The organism is Streptococcus oralis (genome assembly GCF_003943385.1).
GTDB lineage: Bacteria > Bacillota > Bacilli > Lactobacillales > Streptococcaceae > Streptococcus > Streptococcus oralis_CA.
In genome coordinates this window covers 62,085-79,961 of record NZ_RJPI01000004.1, presented here as the reverse complement: position 1 = coordinate 79,961, position 17,877 = coordinate 62,085, and the positions used below count along the sequence as shown (strand labels likewise).

Below are 17,877 nucleotides of genomic sequence, written 5' to 3'. Positions count from 1 at the left end.
GATGAACAATAAGAATGAAATTAACAGTAAAAATAAAGTCTTTGCCAGAAATTTTAGCTCTTGTTGCGTTAGGGATATTTTTAATTATTTCAATATTAAGTGTGACTTTTTATGCTCAATATTTACCTAAAGAAGTCTATAAAATAGTGGTAGCTACTTTACTCTTTCTTTTGTTTACAAAAGAGACATTTAAAAGAAAGTATGATTACAAAACACTCATTGGATTATTTGCTGCAACTTTACTTTACTTTATTATAGGGGAAATGGGCACTATCAATTCTAATATCGCAGTAGGTATATTGTTTATTTATGCTTTACGTGATATTCCGTTTAAAAATGTAGCGAAAATTGCTTTAGTGATAAGTGTATGCTTGTTATTGTTTGTTATAATAAGTGCTAAATTGGGAATTATACCTAATTATTTAGAGATTTCTGGGAGAGTCCGTAACTATTTGGGTTTTAGATATGCTTTATTTCCGTCGGCTCTGCTAATGAATGTAGTTGCTATTGTATTTTATTTAAAGCAAAATAGAATCTATTATTGGCAGTGGTTCTTGCTAGCTTTATCTGTTTATTGGGTATATGAACAGACTGATTCTCGTTTGACATTTTATAGTTCCTGTATATTGTTGATTTGCAATTTATTAATAAAGTGGTTTCCTGATCTTTTCTCTAAATTAGGACGTATGTTTAGTATTTTTAAATTTACCTTTATTGTAAATGCACTAGTTAGTTTTTGGATTTCATTTACTTATCTCAATTCAACTAATGTTTTTGTTAATAATTTTCTTTATGAATTAAACTACATGTTAGGTAATCGTATATATTTGACGAATAAATCTCTGCAGCTATATGGCTTTGGTTTGTTTGGCCGACAAGTTGAATGGACTGGGAATGGTCTCACTACAGAGGGAGTAAAAATTTATCAGACGTATCNATATGTGGATAATTTGTATATGCAAATTTTACAAAAATACGGTTTGCTAATCCTAATATTGATGATTATACTGCTAACCTTAACTTTGTTTAAAGTTATTAAGAGACGTCAATGGGTTCTTGCTTTTATTTTGATATTGATGAGTTTCCATTCAATAATTGATGATTTGAATTTGTACCTTCAGTACAATATATTTTGGATTTTGATAGGAAGTTTAATATATTCTGATTATCAATCTTCCAGCGAAAGAGATTAAATGTTAGAGAATGATTCGTTTGAAAAAATAATATAATGGGAAATTAAGTAGTATTAGTCAGCTACAGATTTAAGAGAATACTGAACAGGAGTACTATTATATATCGAATTGTATCGTTTTTACAGAGGAGAAAAGTATGTCGGATATCAAAATTATTCAAAACAAGATTCTGTCTATCTTGAAAGAATTTATTAATATTTGTGAAGAAAATAATTTGACCTACTATGCTCTAGGGGGAACATTGCTTGGAGCAGTACGTCACAAAGGATTTATCCCTTGGGATGATGATATTGATATTGGCATGCCGAGGGAAGATTATGAAAAGTTTAAAAAAGTAGCTCCACGTTTATTACCAAGCTATTTAAAGATAGTCAATAATCCTCTAAATCTCGATATAACTCAATTGGTCGATAAAAATGTGATTGTTAAATTTGCAAATTTGGAAAGCAATGTCTTTATTGATATTTTTCCTCTAGATGGTTATCCAGAAAAGGGGAGTTTTGCAGCTAAATTACATAGTTCTAGAGTGTTGTTTCAAAGAATGCTTTGTAAAATATCAGTTTTGGATCATCTTGAAGACAAAGATCGCGGAACTATAGAGAATCTTATAGTTAAAATATCTAAAACGCTAAGAATCCAAAAGCTACTTCCAAAAGATACTTTAGTAAAGAATCTGCATAAACTTATTCAGAAATATGATTTAAAAACTTCCCGTTACGTTGGGAATGTTCTAGGCAGATATAGGGAGAGAGAAATAGTTCCTAAAGAGTACTTTGGGGAGCCTAACTCTCTTAATTTTGAAGATGTTATAATAAAATGTCCTACAGATTATAAAGGTTATTTGACGGAAATTTATGGCGATTTCATGGAACTCCCTCCAGTAGAAGATAGAGTGGCACATAATATCGAGCTTATATCAACTAGAGATAAAGAGTAAAGGGTAGGTTAAAAATTGGCAAAAAAAGTATGTATTGTGAAATGGATTTTAGACGATTCTGGCGGTGGTGAGCGAGTTGCTATATCATTGGCAAATGAACTCACAAAAAAGTGTGAAGTTCATTTGATTGGAATTACAACAAAGCAATCTAACCTTTTCTTTAAAATTAATTCTCAGGTAAAATACTCCAATTTTTTTGACCATAGAGTACGCTTGTCTAAGAATATTCTCAAAATCTCAAAAATGTTAAAAAAATATTTTATAGATAATGAGATAGAGGTTGCCTTTGGGATAGGGATATCCGCCAATGTATTTTTATCTTTAGCAGGAATAGGGATTCCTACTAAAGTAGTTTTATGTGATCACACCAATTCAATTACTGATAATAGAGAATTTTCTCAGAGAGTACAAAGGTATGTTGGAACAAAGCTTGCAGATAAGATTATTACTCTCACCCTAGAAGATCGTAGAAATTATATAAGCAAATACGGTATTTCTGAGGATAAGATTGCTTATATTTACAATTGGAAAGAAAATCTTCTTTCTAATGTAACTTATAACAATGAGTCGACTAAACTTGTTACAGTTGGTCGTTTTGATAATCAAAAAGGCTATGATTACCTTGTTCAAGTTGCAGGAAAAATTCTCCATGAACAATCAGAATGGACTTGGGAAATTTATGGTGCTGGGAACCAATTAGAAATAGAAAAGATAAAAGAATTCATTAAACATAATTATTTACAGAACAGATTATTCATAAAAGGTCTTGAAAAAAATCAGGATTTAATTTATGGTGATAAAGGAATTTACGTCATGACTTCTCGCTATGAGGGCTTGCCTTTAGTCTTATTAGAAGCTCAACAATACAATCTTCCAATTGTTAGTTTCAGATGTCCAACAGGACCAAATGAAATTGTTGAAGACGGTGTCAATGGTTATCTGATAGATTGTTATGATGTAGATGAGATGTCTAAGAAATTATTAGAGCTAATGAATGACAAGGAACTAAGAAATTGTTTCTCATCTCATGCCAAAGATAACATGGAAAAATTTAATAAAGAGCGAATCATACATCAGTGGATAGATTTGATAGAAGAAGTATCAGGGGGGAAAAATGTCTAAAAAATACTTGACGATTACTGTGCCAACCTATAATATTGAAAGCTATATTGGTAAATGTATAGAATCATTTAAAACTGTAAATCCTAAATATTACAGTGATTTTGAAGTGTTAATCATTAATGACGGGAGTACTGATAATTCTGTTCAGGTTGTTGAGAATTTAATGGAAGGTAGCGATTTAGATTTAAGAATTATCACAAAAAAAAATGGGGGGCATGGCTCAACTATTAATCGTGGGATTAAAGAAGCTAATGGAAAATATTTTAAGGTCATTGATGGGGATGATTGGGTCAATGTTCCAGAATTTGAAAGCTTATTGGATAAATTAAAAGAAATTAACACCGATTTAGTGATTTCTGACTATACAGAACAGCATGTATACAATAATACGACGGTGTATAAGGAATTTTCTTCTTATCTTATTCCAAATCAAGAGACGGGAGGTATTCCTAGTAAGTGGACACCTATGCATGCTCTGGTTTATAAAACAAGTATCTTGAAGGATAACGCTATTACAATCAGTGAAAATACATTTTATGTCGACCAAGAGTATACAATGCTCCCTCTTCAATTTGTAGAAAATTACATTTATTATAAGTTGGATATCTATCAGTACTTTTTGGGTAGAGCTGATCAAAGTATGAATATTGCTGTGATGAAAAAGAGAGCTGATCACCATGAGAGAGTAACTAAAAGAATTTTAGACTTATATAAAGAAATCCATGTAAAAAACCCGGAATTAGAAAAGGTTGTCAGTGACTCTTTGCAGTATCTGGTTAATATGCAAAACATGTTGTATGTTATGAATGATGAACTTGATAAAGTATACGACCTGTTTACATATGCAGAGAAAAGTAGTTTTAAATTCAAATTTGAAACAAAGACAAAGACATCAAATTTACTTTACATCAATTATAAAACAAAGTATCTTTTTAACCCTGCTATTAAAAACCTAGTTAAAAGAAAAGCAGAAAGTCTAGAAAAAGAATTTCAAGAGAAGGGATTTTGATGAAATATGCCAGGGAGCAAAACAAAGAATCAATTTCTCCTGAGGGAATTTATAATTCAATCAAATACACTGTTTAAGACGGTGTTCAAGAGGAGAGTACAGGTATGAAAGTACTTAAAAACTACGCCTACAATCTTTCATATCAATTGTTGGTGATTATACTCCCCATCATTACGACTCCCTATGTAACACGGGTTTTTTCTTCGGATGACCTAGGGACATATGGATACTTTAATTCCATTGTCACCTACTTTGTTCTCTTAGCGACTCTAGGAGTTGCCAACTATGGGACCAAGGTAATTTCAGGGCATCGCAAGGAAATTGAAAAAAACTTTTGGGGAATCTACTCTCTGCAATTAGGTGCAACAGTCCTTTCTCTAACCTTGTATGGTCTTCTTTGTCTAACCCTTCCCTTTATGCAAAATCCAGTAGCCTACATTCTAGGCTTGGCTTTGGTTTCTAAAGGATTAGATATATCCTGGCTCTTTCAAGGGTTAGAAGATTTTCGTAAAATTACGGCCAGAAATATCACAGTGAAGCTTTTTGGTGTAAGTGCCATTTTCTTGTTTGTAAAATCAGCGAGTGATCTATACTTGTATGTTTTTCTTCTAACAGCATTTGAATTGTTGGGTCAGTTAAGTATGTGGTTTCCAGCCCGTGAATATATTGGAAAACCACATTTTGACATAGAATATGCTAGGCATCATCTGAAGCCAGTTATCTTGCTATTCTTACCACAAATTGCTATCTCGCTTTATGTGACTTTAGATCGTACAATGTTAGGGGCGCTAGCTTCTACAAAAGATGTGGGCATTTATGATCAGGCTTTGAAGCTGGTTAATATTTTACTGACCTTGGTAACTTCCTTGGGAAGTGTTATGCTGCCACGCGTTGCGCATTTGTTAGCGACAGGTGATCATAAGTCAGTCAATAAGATGCATGAGATGTCCTTTTTAATTTATAATTTGATTATTTTTCCGATTATGGCGGGNATGTTGATTGTTAATGATGATTTTGTCCAATTTTTCTTTGGTCAAGACTTTCAAGATGCACGCTATGCAATTGCCATTATGATTTTCCGTATGTTCTTTATCGGTTGGACCAATATAATGGGAATTCAAATATTGATTCCGCACAACAAAAATAAGGAATTTATGGTTTCAACGACGGTCCCCGCTATTCTGAGTGTGGGATTGAATTTGTTGTTTCTTCCCCAATTTGGTTATGTAGGAGCAGCCATTGTCTCTGTATTGACAGAAGCACTCGTATGGGCAATTCAATTGTTCTTTACTCGTAAATACTTAAAAGAAGTTCCCATTATTGGATCTATGACAAAAGTTGTACTCGGATCTGCTATCATGTATGGCATTTTGCTGGCTTCAAAAACATTCATACATTTTTCACCGGTCATAAATGTTTTAGTGTTTGTGGTGCTTGGTGGAATCATTTACCTTTTTTTGATTCTATCTCTGAAAGTGGTAGATGTGACAGAATTAAAACAAATGATTAGGAAAAATTAGAATGCGCAAATATCGAAATATTAATTTAGATCTATTAAAAGTACTTGCATGTGTTGGAGTTGTTCTACTTCATACAACGATGGATGGGTTTAAAGAGACAGGTTCATGGAATCTTTTGACATATTTATATTACTTAGGAACTTATTCTATCCCTCTATTTTTTATGGTCAATGGTTATTTATTGTTGGGAAAGAGAGAGATTACCTATTCTTACATACTGCAGAAAGTAAAATGGATTCTAATAACAGTGTCGTCATGGACCTTTATCGTCTGGCTGTTTAAAAGAGACTTCACAGAGAACCTAATTAAAAAAATTGTAGGTTCTTTGATACAAAAAGGTTATTTCTTTCAGTTTTGGTTTTTCGGATCCTTAATGCTTATTTATATATGTTTGCCGATTTTGAAAAAATTTCTAAATTCAAAAAGAAGTTATTTATACAGTCTATCTTTATTGGTAGTTATTGGTTTGATTTTTGAGTTAGCAAATATTGTATTTCAAATGCCAGCACAAACATATGTTATACAAACCTTTAGATTATGGACTTGGTTTTTTTACTACCTTTTAGGTGGTTTTATAGCGCAATTTAACAAGGATATTATCAAAAATAGGTTTAAGAGATGGATGAAAGCAGTTGTGGTACTGTTGTTATTGATTTCACCAGTAATATTATTTTTCATAGCGAAGACTACTTATCATAATCTTTTTGCTGAATATTTTTATGATATTTTATTTGTAAAAGTTGTAAGTTTGGGAATTTTTCTAACTATCCTCACGCTTACTTTGAATGAAAAACGGAGCGGATGTATTGTTTCCCTTTCCAATCAAACTATGGGAGTTTTTATAATACACACATATATTATGAAGGTATGGGAAAAACTATTTGGTTTTAGTTTCGTAGGATCATATTTACTTTTCGCTATATTTACTTTAAGTGTTAGTTTTATTATTGTTGGAATGTTAATGAAAATTCCTTATTTCAATCGAATCGTTAAATTATAAAAAGGAGATTTAATATGTACGATTATCTTATCGTCGGAGCTGGTTTGTCTGGAGCTATTTTTGCTCACGAAGCTATAAAACGTGGAAAAAAAGTAAAAGTGATTGATAAACGCGATCATATTGGTGGAAATATCTACTGTGAAAATGTAGAAGGTATCAATGTTCATAAATATGGTGCCCATATATTCCATACGTCTAATAAAAAAGTCTGGGACTACGTCAATCAATTTGCTGAGTTTAACAACTATATCAACTCACCTGTCGCAAACTATAAGGGAAGTCTTTATAACCTTCCTTTCAATATGAATACCTTCTATGCTATGTGGGGGACAAAAACTCCACAGGAAGTGAAGGATAAGATTGCTGAGCAGACAGCTGATATGAAGGATGTTGAGCCAGAAAATCTGGAAGAACAAGCTATCAAGCTGATTGGTCCAGATATCTATGAAAAGTTGATCAAGGGTTATACTGAAAAGCAATGGGGACGCTCAGCGACAGAACTTCCTCCATTTATCATAAAACGCCTTCCGGTTCGTTTAACCTTTGATAATAACTATTTTAACGACCGTTACCAAGGAATTCCTATCGGTGGTTATAATGTGATTATCGAAAACATGCTTAAAGACGTTGAAGTTGAGCTTGGTGTTGATTTCTTTGCTCATCGTGAAGAGTTGGAAGCATCTGCTAATAAAGTTGTCTTCACAGGAATGATCGACCAGTATTTTGACTACAAGCACGGAGAGTTAGAATACCGTAGCCTCCGTTTTGAGCATGAAACCTTGGACGAGGAAAATTATCAAGGGAATGCTGTAGTGAACTATACAGAGCGTGAGATTCCCTATACTCGTATTATCGAACACAAGCATTTCGAGTATGGCACGCAGCCAAAGACCGTTATCACGCGTGAATATCCAGCCGACTGGAAGCGTGGGGACGAACCCTACTATCCGATCAACGATGAGAAAAATAATACTATGTTTGCTAAGTACCAAGAGGAGGCTTCAAAGAATGATAAGGTTATCTTCTGTGGACGCTTAGCAGATTATAAGTATTACGATATGCATGTGGTGATTGAACGAGCGCTTGAGGTTGTGGAGAAAGAGTTTGGATATGACAAAAAGTAGAATCAATTGGATAGATTTTGGAAAAGGCTTTTCCATATTTTTAGTCTTAGTAGGACATGTGTTGCTTGGACTGTATCAATCAGAAAAATTCCTCACAGCAAACAATATACTATCATTGTTGATAGCACAAGTCTACATATTTCATATACCCGTATTTTTTGCCTTATCAGGATACTTTTTCAGACCTGTATCAGATTTGAAGGAGTTTTGGCAATATGCTAAAAAGAAGACAATTGTTTTGGGTCTGCCATATATTTTCTATTCGATCATTCACTTTGGTCTTCAAAAAGTTGCAGGGGCATCTGTTCGTGTTCCTACAACCATATCTGATTTGCTAAATATCTATAAAGATCCTCTTGGGGTTTCGTGGTATTTATATATACTCTGGTCGATTTTGATAATCTATGGATTATTGTCTATTTTAGTCAAAAATCGTAGAATGTTATTTTTGATAAGTGTTTTTGCTTATTGTTTAACCCTATTTGTTCAAACAGATATTTATATTATTCAAAGAACGCTAGTTTGGGGACTTTGTTTCTTTCTTGGCAGTGTATTGAGTGAAATTCACTTTGATAAAATTAATTTGAAAAAAATTCTTTTTTTCTTTGTGCTATTTGATTTTATTTATATGTTCGCTTGGTTCTTGTTTTATGAAGTAGGGTCTAAGAAGGATTATGTAAGCTATAGTAACCCAGGTTTGTGGGGGATTGCTTTTATTGTCTGTGTATTAGTTGCTTTTGTGATTTTTCCTAAAATGGAGAAAAATTTTCCTAAAACTTTCCTATATTTCACTAAATACGGGAAAGATAGTTTAGGTATCTATATTCTTCATGCACCAATTTGTAGCATGATTCGGATTCTAATGTTGAAAGTGGGAATAAACTCAGTTTTTCTTCACGTTGTTGTTGGGATTGTCTTAGGCTGGTATTTATCCATACTAGCAACTTATATATTGAAAAAAATTCCATTTTTGAATATTGTTTTATTACCACAGAAGTATATTAAATTAAAATAAATTATTTTGGCTCTTTGTCAGCTAACATCTGGAGAAGACAATCACTGTCTTCTCTTTTTTTGTTTTTTCAGAATATACCAAACTAACCCAAAAATTCTGAAAATTCTGTTGACATCTTTTTGAAAAGAGTCTATAATGGAGAGAAAGTTTTAAAGGAGAAAATGATGAAAAGTTCAAAACTATTTGCCCTTGCGGGCGTGACATTATTGGCAGCGACTACTTTAGCTGCATGCTCTGGATCAGGTTCAAGCGCCAAAGGTGAGAAGACATTCTCATACATTTATGAGACGGATCCTGATAACCTGAACTATTTGACAACTAATAAAGCAGCTACAGCAAATATCACCAGCAACGTGGTTGATGGTCTGCTAGAAAATGATCGCTACGGGAACTTTGTGCCGTCTATGGCTGAGGATTGGTCAGTATCCAAGGATGGATTGACTTACACTTATACTATCCGTAAGGATGCAAAATGGTATACTTCTGAAGGTGAAGAATACGCGGCAGTCAAAGCTCAAGACTTTGTAACAGGACTTAAATATGCTGCTGATAAAAAATCTGATGGTCTTTATTTAGTTCAAGAATCAATCAAAGGATTGGACGCCTATGTTAAAGGAGAAATTACAGACTTCTCTCAAGTAGGAATCAAGGCCCTTGATGATTATACAGTTCAGTACACATTGAACAAGCCAGAAAGCTTCTGGAATTCTAAGACAACGATGGGAGTTTTGGCTCCAGTAAATGAAGAGTTCTTGAACTCCAAAGGGGATGACTTCGCCAAAGGGACAGATCCTAGTAGTATTCTCTATAATGGACCATTCTTGCTCAAATCAATCGTAGCCAAATCTTCTGTTGAGTTTGAAAAGAATCCAAACTATTGGGATAAAGAGAATGTCCACATTGGCAAGGTGAAATTGTCATACTGGGATGGCCAAGATACCAACAAACCAACTGAAGCCTTCAAAGATGGCAGCTTTACAATGGCACGTCTCTTTCCAACAAGCGCGAGCTACCCAGAGACTGAAAAAGCCTTTAAAGACAATATTGTTTACACACAACAAGACTCAACAACTTTCTTAGTTGGTATCAATATCGACCGTCAGTCTTATCAACATACTTCTAAGACAGCTGATGAACAAAAAACATCTACCAAGAAAGCTCTTCTAAATAAAGATTTCCGTCAAGCGCTTGCCTTTGGTTTTGATAGAACTGCCTATGCCTCTCAAGTAAACGGTGCAAGTGGTGCGACTAAACTGCTTCGCAACTTGTTTGTCCCACCTACATTTGTTCAAGCAGATGGTAAAAACTTTGGTGAGTTGGTCAAAGAAAAATTGGTGACATACGGTGACGAGTGGAGCAACGTGAACTTGGATGATGCTCAAGATGGACTTTACAATCCAGAAAAAGCCAAAGCAGAATTCGCCAAGGCTAAGACAGCTCTTCAAGCAGAAGGTGTGAAATTCCCAATCCACTTGGATATGCCTGTAGACCAAACAAACACAACGAAAGTTCAACGTGTGCAATCTTTGAAACAGTCACTTGAAGCAACTTTGGGAACAGATAATGTAGTTGTGGATATCCAACAACTTCAAAAAGACGATGTCTTGAACATCACTTACTTTGCTGAAACAGCTGCTGGTGAAGATTGGGATATCTCAGATAACGTTGGTTGGTCTCCAGACTTTGCGGATCCATCTACCTACCTTGACATCATCAAGCCATCTGTCGGAGAAAATACGAAGACTTACCTAGGATTTGACTCTGGAACCAACAACGCTGCTGCCAAGCAAGTTGGTTTGGAAGACTACGAAAAAATGGTTGTGGAAGCTGGGGAAGAAACTACTGACGTTTCAAAACGTTATGAAAAATATGCTGCTGCCCAAGCTTGGTTGACAGATAGTGCCTTGATCATCCCAACAACTTCTCAAACTGGTCGTCCAATGTTGTCTAAGATGGTACCATTTACTCTTCCGTTTGCTTACTCAGGTAACAAAGGTATGAGCGAAGCCCTTTTGTACAAATATCTAGAAGTACAAGATAAGCCAGTAACAACAGAAGAATACCAAAAAGCCCAAGAAAAATGGATGAAAGAAAAAGAAGAGTCGAATAAAAAGGCTCAAGAAGATCTCGCAAAACATGTGAAATAACTGTTGCAGAATATAAGAAAGGATTTAGTATTTCTCTTGAATGCTGAATCCTTTTTTACATTTGTAAAGAAAGATTCTAAATTTGGAGCCTCTTTTTGTCAGAATAGAGAAAATTTTTGTTAATTTTACTTGTTTCCTATTGCTTTCTTAGTTATTATTTGTTATATTAAAAGTATAATTATTTTTTGTTTATCGGGGTTAAGCATTGCACTTTCAGAGGAAGGAGTATTTTTTAAAAAGGAAATGTAAACGCTTACTCAAAAATGAAAGGATTTAGGAGTTTATGAACAAAGGATCATTTGAAAAACGTTGTAAATATAGTATTCGGAAATTTTCATTAGGTGTTGCTTCTGTTATGATTGGGGCTGCATTCTTTGGGACAAGTACAGTTCTTGCAGATAGCGTGCAGTCTGGCTCCACGGCGAATTTACCAGCGGATTTAGCTACTGCTCTTGCAACAGCAAAAGAGAATGATGGGCGTGATTTTGAAGCGCCTAAGGCAGGAGAAGAGCAAGGCTCTCCAGAAGTTACGGATGGACCTAAGACAGAAGAAGAACTATTAGCACTTGAAAAAGAAAAATCAGCTAGTTCAGATAAGTTACCAGAAGGCTTAGAGGGCAAATTAGACAAGGCTGAAGATAAAGGGAAAGAAGTTGACAAGGATCAATTAGCTAAAGATACTGGGAATCTCGTTCCAGAAGATGTAGCTAAAACAAAGAATGGTGAATTAAACTACGGAGCAACTGTCAAAATCAAGACACCATCAGGTGAAGGTAGTGGGATTGTCATTGGCGAAAATCTTGTTTTAACTGTTTCACATAACTTTATAAAAGATGTTCCAGATGGGAATAATCGCAAGGTCGTTGACAATGATAATGGTGAAGGGGATATCTACAGTATTTCCTATCCAGGACTACCAGATGTTAAATTTAGTAAAAAAGACATTATTCACTGGGATCGTGAAGGTTTCCTAAAAGGCTACAAGAATGATTTGGCTCTTGTTCGATTGCGAACAGTTCTCGAAAATACGCCTGTTGAAGTAACCAAAAAGCCAGTAGTTAAGAAAATCGGAGATAAACTTCATGTCTTTGGTTATCCAACTGGAAAATTATCACCAGTCCTCAATACAACTGTTGAATTAGTCGAATCCTACGGTGAGGGCGTAAAAGGGATCGGTTATCAAGGTAGCCATCCAGGTGCTAGTGGTGGTGGTATCTTTGATACAGAAGGAAAACTCGTCGGTGTTCATCAAAATGGAGTTGTTGGCCAACGTAGTGGTGGTATTCTCTTCTCACCTGCTCAATTGAAATGGATCCAAGATCACATGAAGGGAATTTCAAGTATCAAACCAGCAGACTTGGAAGAGAAAGAAAAACCGGCTGAAGACAAACCAAAAGAGGACAAACCAGCTGCTAAACCTGAAACACCTGAAAAAGTGACAGCTGAATGGCAAACAGTAGAGAAAAAAGAACAACAGGGAACAGTCACTATCCGAGAAGAAAAAGGTGTCCGCTACAACCAACTATCCTCAACTGCTCAAAATGATAACGCAGGCAAACCAGCCCTGTTTGAAAAGAAGGGCTTGACCGTTGATGCCAATGGAAATGCAACTGTTGATTTAACTTTCAAAGAAGATTCTGAAAAGGGCAAATCACGCTTTGGTGTCTTCCTGAAATTTAAAGATACCAATAATAATATTTTTGTCGGTTATGACAAGGATGGTTGGTTCTGGGAGTATAAATCTCCAACAACTAGCACTTGGTATAGAGGTAGTCGTGTTGCTGCCCCTGAAACAGGATCAACAAACCGTCTCTCTATCACTCTCAAGTCAGACGGTCAGCTAAATGCCAGCAATAACGATGTCAATCTCTTTGACACAGTTACTCTACCAGCTGCGGTCAATGACCATCTTAAAAATGAGAAGAAGATTCTTCTCAAGGCAGGCTCCTATGGCGATGAGCGAACAGTTGTTAGCGTTAAAACGGATAACCAAGAGGGGGTAAAAACAGAGGATACCCCTGCTGAAAAAGAAACAGGTCCTGAAGTTGATGATAGCAAGGTAACTTATGACACTATTCAGTCTAAGGTCCTCAAAGCAGTGATTGACCAAGCCTTCCCACGTATTAAAGAATACAGCTTGAACGGGCATACCTTGCCAGGACAAGTCCAACAATTCAATAAAGTCTTTATCAACAAACATGAAGTCACACCTGAAGTTACCTACAAAAAAATCAATGAGACAACTGCAGAGTACTTGATGAAGCTTCGCGATGATGCTAATCTTATCAATGCAGAAATGACGGTTCGTCTGCAAGTTGTGGACAATCAATTGCACTTTGATGTGACCAAGATTGTCAACCATAATCAAGTTACTCCAGGTCAAAAGATTGATGACGAAAGAAAACTACTTTCTTCTATTAGTTTCCTTGGCAATGCTTTAGTATCTGTTTCAAGTGACCAAGCTGGTGCTAAGTTTGATGGGGCAACCATGTCAAATAATACCCATGTCAGCGGAGATGATCATATCGATGTAACCAATCCAATGAAGGATCTTGCCAAGGGTTACATGTATGGATTTGTTTCTACAGATAAGCTTGCTGCAGGTGTCTGGAGCAACTCTCAAAATAGCTACGGTGGAGGTTCTTATGACTGGACTCGTTTGACAGCCTATAAAGAAACAGTCGGAAATGCCAACTATGTCGGAATTCATAGCTCTGAATGGCAATGGGAAAAAGCTTATAAGGGCATTGTATTCCCAGAGTATACTAAGGAACTTCCAAGTGCTAAGGTTGTTATCACTGAAGATGCCAATGCGGATAATAAAGTGGATTGGCAAGATGGAGCTATTGCTTACCGTAGTATCATGAACAACCCTCAAGGTTGGGAAAAAGTTAAGGATATCACTGCTTATCGTATCGCGATGAACTTTGGTTCACAAGCACAAAACCCATTCCTTATGACTTTGGATGGCATCAAGAAGATCAATCTCCACACAGATGGTCTTGGGCAAGGTGTTCTCCTTAAAGGATATGGTAGTGAAGGTCACGACTCTGGTCACTTGAACTATGCTGATATTGGTAAGCGTATCGGTGGTGTCGAAGACTTCAAGACCCTAATTGAGAAGGCTAAGAAATATGGAGCTCATCTAGGTATCCACGTTAACGCTTCTGAAACCTATCCTGAGTCTAAATACTTCAATGAAAAAATTCTTCGTAAGAATCCAGATGGTAGCTATAGCTATGGTTGGAACTGGCTAGACCAAGGTATCAACATTGATGCGGCTTATGACTTGGCGCATGGACGCTTGGCTCGCTGGGAAGACTTGAAGAAAAAACTTGGTGATGGTCTCGACTTTATCTATGTGGACGTATGGGGCAATGGTCAATCAGGTGATAACGGTGCCTGGGCTACCCACGTTCTCGCTAAAGAGATCAACAAACAAGGCTGGCGCTTTGCGATTGAGTGGGGCCATGGTGGTGAGTACGACTCTACCTTCCATCACTGGGCAGCTGACTTGACCTATGGTGGCTACACTAACAAAGGTATCAACAGTGCCATCACGCGCTTTATCCGTAACCACCAAAAAGATGCTTGGGTAGGGGACTACAGAAGTTACGGTGGTGCTGCAGACTACCCACTTCTAGGTGGCTACAGCATGAAAGACTTTGAAGGCTGGCAAGGACGGAGCGACTACAATGGCTACGTGACTAACCTCTTTGCTCATGATGTCATGACCAAGTATTTCCAACACTTCACTGTAAGTAAATGGGAAAATGGCACACCAGTTACCATGACTGACAACGGTAGCACCTATAAATGGACACCAGAAATGCGAGTGGAATTGGTAGATGCTGACAATAATAAAGTAGTTGTAACTCGTAAGTCAAATGATGTCAATAGCCCACTATACCGTGAACGTACAGTAACGCTCAACGGACGTGTCATCCAAGATGGTTCAGCTTATTTGACTCCTTGGAACTGGGATGCGAATGGTAAGAAACTTCCTACTGATAAGGAAAAAATGTACTACTTCAATACGCAGGCCGGTGCAACAACTTGGACCCTTCCAAGCGATTGGGCCAAGAGCAAGGTTTACCTTTACAAGCTAACTGACCAAGGGAAGACAGAAGAGCAAGAACTAACTGTGAAAGACGGCAAGATTACCCTAGATCTTCTCGCAAATCAACCATACGTTCTCTATCGTTCGAAACAAAGCAATCCTGAAATGTCATGGAGCGAAGGCATGCATATCTATGACCAAGGATTTAACAGCGGTACCTTGAAACATTGGACCATTTCAGGCGATGCTTCTAAGGCAGAAATTGTCAAATCACAAGGCGCAAATGATATGCTTCGTATTCAAGGAAACAAAGAAAAAGTTAGTCTCACTCAGAAATTAACTGGCTTGAAACCAAATACCAAGTATGCTGTTTATGTAGGTGTCGATAACCGTAGTAATGCTAAGGCAAGTATCACTGTGAATACTGGTGAAAAAGAAGTGACTACTTATACCAATAAGTCTCTCGCGCTCAACTATGTTAAGGCCTACGCCCACAATACACGACGTGACAATGCTACAGTTGACAATACAAGTTACTTCCAAAACATGTATGCCTTCTTTACAACTGGATCGGACGTCTCAAATGTTACTCTTACTTTGAGTCGTGAAGCTGGTGATGAAGCAACTTACTTTGATGAAATTCGTACCTTTGAAAATAATTCAAGCATGTACGGAGAAAACCATGATACAGGTAAAGACACCTTCAAACAAGACTTTGAAAATGTAGCTCAGGGGATCTTCCCATTCGTAGTGGGTGGTGTCGAAGGTGTTGAAGACAACCGCACTCACTTGTCTGAAAAGCATGATCCATATACACAACGTGGTTGGAACGGTAAGAAAGTTGATGATGTTATCGATGGAAATTGGTCACTCAAGACCAATGGACTAGTTAGCCGTCGTAACTTGGTTTACCAAACCATCCCACAAAACTTCCGATTTGAAGCTGGTAAGACCTACCGTGTAACCTTTGAATACGAAGCAGGCTCAGACAATACCTATGCCTTTGTCGTCGGTAAGGGAGAATTCCAGTCAGGTCGTCGTGGTAGTCAAGCAAGCAACTTGGAAATGCATGAATTGCCAAATACTTGGACGGATTCTAAGAAAGCCAAGAAGGCAACCTTCCTCGTGACAGGTGCAGAAACAGGCGATACTTGGGTAGGTATCTACTCAACTGGAAACGCAAGCAATACTCGTGGTGATTCTGGTGGAAATGCCAACTTCCGAGGTTATAACGACTTCATGATGGATAATCTTCAAATCGAAGAAATTACGCTAACAGGTAAGATGTTGACAGAAAATGCTCTGAAGAACTACTTGCCAACGGTTGCCATGACCAACTATACGAAAGAGTCTATGGATGCTTTGAAAGAGGCGGTCTTTAACCTCAGTCAGGCAGATGATGACATTAGCGTGGAAGAAGCGCGTGCAGAGATTGCCAAGATTGAAGCCTTGAAGAATGCTTTGGTTCAGAAGAAAACAGCCTTGGTAGCAGAAGACTTTGAAAGTTTGGATGCGCCAGCTCAACCAGGTGAAGGTCTTGAGAATGCCTTTGATGGCAATGTGTCTAGTCTATGGCATACATCTTGGAATGGTGGAGATGTAGGCAAGCCTGCAATCATGGTCTTGAAAGAGCCAACTGAAATCACAGGACTTCGCTATGTTCCACGTGGTTCAGGTTCAAATGGTAACTTGCGTGATGTAAAACTGGTTGTCACAGATGAGTCTGGCAAGGAGCACACTTTCACTGCGACGGACTGGCCTGATAATAATAAGCCCAAAGACATTAACTTTGGCAAGACAATCAAGGCTAAGAAAATTGTCCTTACGGGTACCAAAACATACGGAGACGGTGGAGATAAATACCAATCTGCAGCGGAACTTATCTTTACTCGTCCGCAGGTAGCAGAAACACCGCTTGACTTGTCAGGATATGAAGCAGCTTTAGCTAAGGCTCAAAAATTGACAGATAAAGAAAATCAAGAGGAAGTAGCTAGTGTTCAGGCAAGCATGAAATATGCGACGGATAACCATCTCTTGACGGAAAGAATGGTGAAATACTTTGCAGATTATCTCAATCAATTAAAAGATTCCGCTCCGAAACCTGATGCTCCGACAAGCAGTAAGGGTGAAGAGCAACCACCAGTTCTTGAAGTACCAGAATTCAAAGGCGGTGTTAATGCGGCAGAAGCAGCTGCTCATGACCTACCAGAGTTCAAGGGAGGAGTCAATGCAGCAGAAGCAGCTGTACATGAAGTACCAGAGTTCAAAGGCGGTGTTAATGCGGCAGAAGCAGCTGCTCATAAAGTCCCTGAGTTCAAGGGCGGCGTTAATGCGGTTGAAGCTTTGGTAAGTGAAGTTCCAGAATACACCGGTGGCGTCAATGGAGTTGAGCCAGCTGTACATGAAAAACCAGAGTACACAGGCCCGCTAGGTACAGCAGGTGATGAACCAGCACCAACTGTTGAGAAACCAGAGTATAAGTTGACACCAGCTCCGCTAGCTGATACAAAGACATCAGAAATCAAAGATACTCTGAAAAATGAAGAAAGCAAGAAGACACTCCCAGAAACAGGAGAAGCCCAGTCTGATACAGCCCTCTTCCTAGCAGGAATCAGCCTAGCATTGTCAGCCGCCCTCTTTGCTATTAACAGTAAAAAAGAATAGATATTTATTTATTCCACAACTACATTGTTTGGATAAGTGACTTGGACTTCTAGGGGAGTCAGAGTCGGAAAATGAATCAAACACCT

At 37.3% G+C, this 17,877-nt stretch carries 10 protein-coding genes; all 10 read left to right on the top strand.

The annotated features are described in order from the left end of the window. Positions 1–14 precede the first annotated feature (14 nt). Positions 15–1,193 (top strand): polymerase, encoded by a 1,179-nt coding sequence (locus D8803_RS04380; protein WP_131200368.1) that lies wholly within the window; start codon positions 15–17, stop codon positions 1,191–1,193. Between the two features lie 136 nt (positions 1,194–1,329). Continuing rightward, positions 1,330–2,130, top strand: a complete 801-nt coding sequence (locus D8803_RS04375; protein ID WP_131200367.1) for a phosphorylcholine transferase LicD — start codon at positions 1,330–1,332, stop codon at positions 2,128–2,130. 15 nt (positions 2,131–2,145) lie between these two features. After that, positions 2,146–3,252, top strand: coding sequence for a glycosyltransferase family 4 protein (locus tag D8803_RS04370; protein WP_131200366.1), 1,107 nt, complete (start codon positions 2,146–2,148; stop codon positions 3,250–3,252). Beyond that, positions 3,245–4,261 carry a glycosyltransferase family 2 protein gene (locus D8803_RS04365; protein WP_131200365.1) on the top strand — a complete coding sequence of 339 codons (1,017 nt, stop codon included), beginning with the start codon at positions 3,245–3,247 and terminating at the stop codon, positions 4,259–4,261. Before D8803_RS04370 ends, D8803_RS04365 begins: the two co-directional genes overlap by 8 nt. Before the next feature lie 104 nt (positions 4,262–4,365). Further along, positions 4,366–5,781, top strand: coding sequence for a flippase (locus tag D8803_RS04360; protein ID WP_131200364.1), 1,416 nt, complete (start codon positions 4,366–4,368; stop codon positions 5,779–5,781). A gap of 1 nt (position 5,782) precedes the next feature. Continuing rightward, positions 5,783–6,781: an acyltransferase gene (locus tag D8803_RS04355; RefSeq protein WP_131200363.1), complete on the top strand. Its 999-nt coding sequence runs from the start codon at positions 5,783–5,785 to the stop codon at positions 6,779–6,781. Positions 6,782–6,795: 14 nt separating this feature from the next. Next, the gene (gene glf, locus D8803_RS04350; protein ID WP_131200362.1) at positions 6,796–7,905 is read left to right on the top strand and encodes a UDP-galactopyranose mutase; all 1,110 of its coding nucleotides are present in this window, start codon (positions 6,796–6,798) and stop codon (positions 7,903–7,905) included. After that, positions 7,892–8,920, top strand: coding sequence for an acyltransferase family protein (locus D8803_RS04345; protein WP_131200361.1), 1,029 nt, complete (start codon positions 7,892–7,894; stop codon positions 8,918–8,920). Before glf ends, D8803_RS04345 begins: the two co-directional genes overlap by 14 nt. A gap of 164 nt (positions 8,921–9,084) precedes the next feature. Beyond that, positions 9,085–11,067, top strand: a complete 1,983-nt coding sequence (locus D8803_RS04340) for a peptide ABC transporter substrate-binding protein (protein WP_131200360.1) — start codon at positions 9,085–9,087, stop codon at positions 11,065–11,067. Positions 11,068–11,350: 283 nt separating this feature from the next. Next, positions 11,351–17,791 carry a SpGH101 family endo-alpha-N-acetylgalactosaminidase gene (locus D8803_RS04335; RefSeq protein WP_131200359.1) on the top strand — a complete coding sequence of 2,147 codons (6,441 nt, stop codon included), beginning with the start codon at positions 11,351–11,353 and terminating at the stop codon, positions 17,789–17,791. Positions 17,792–17,877 lie beyond the last annotated feature (86 nt).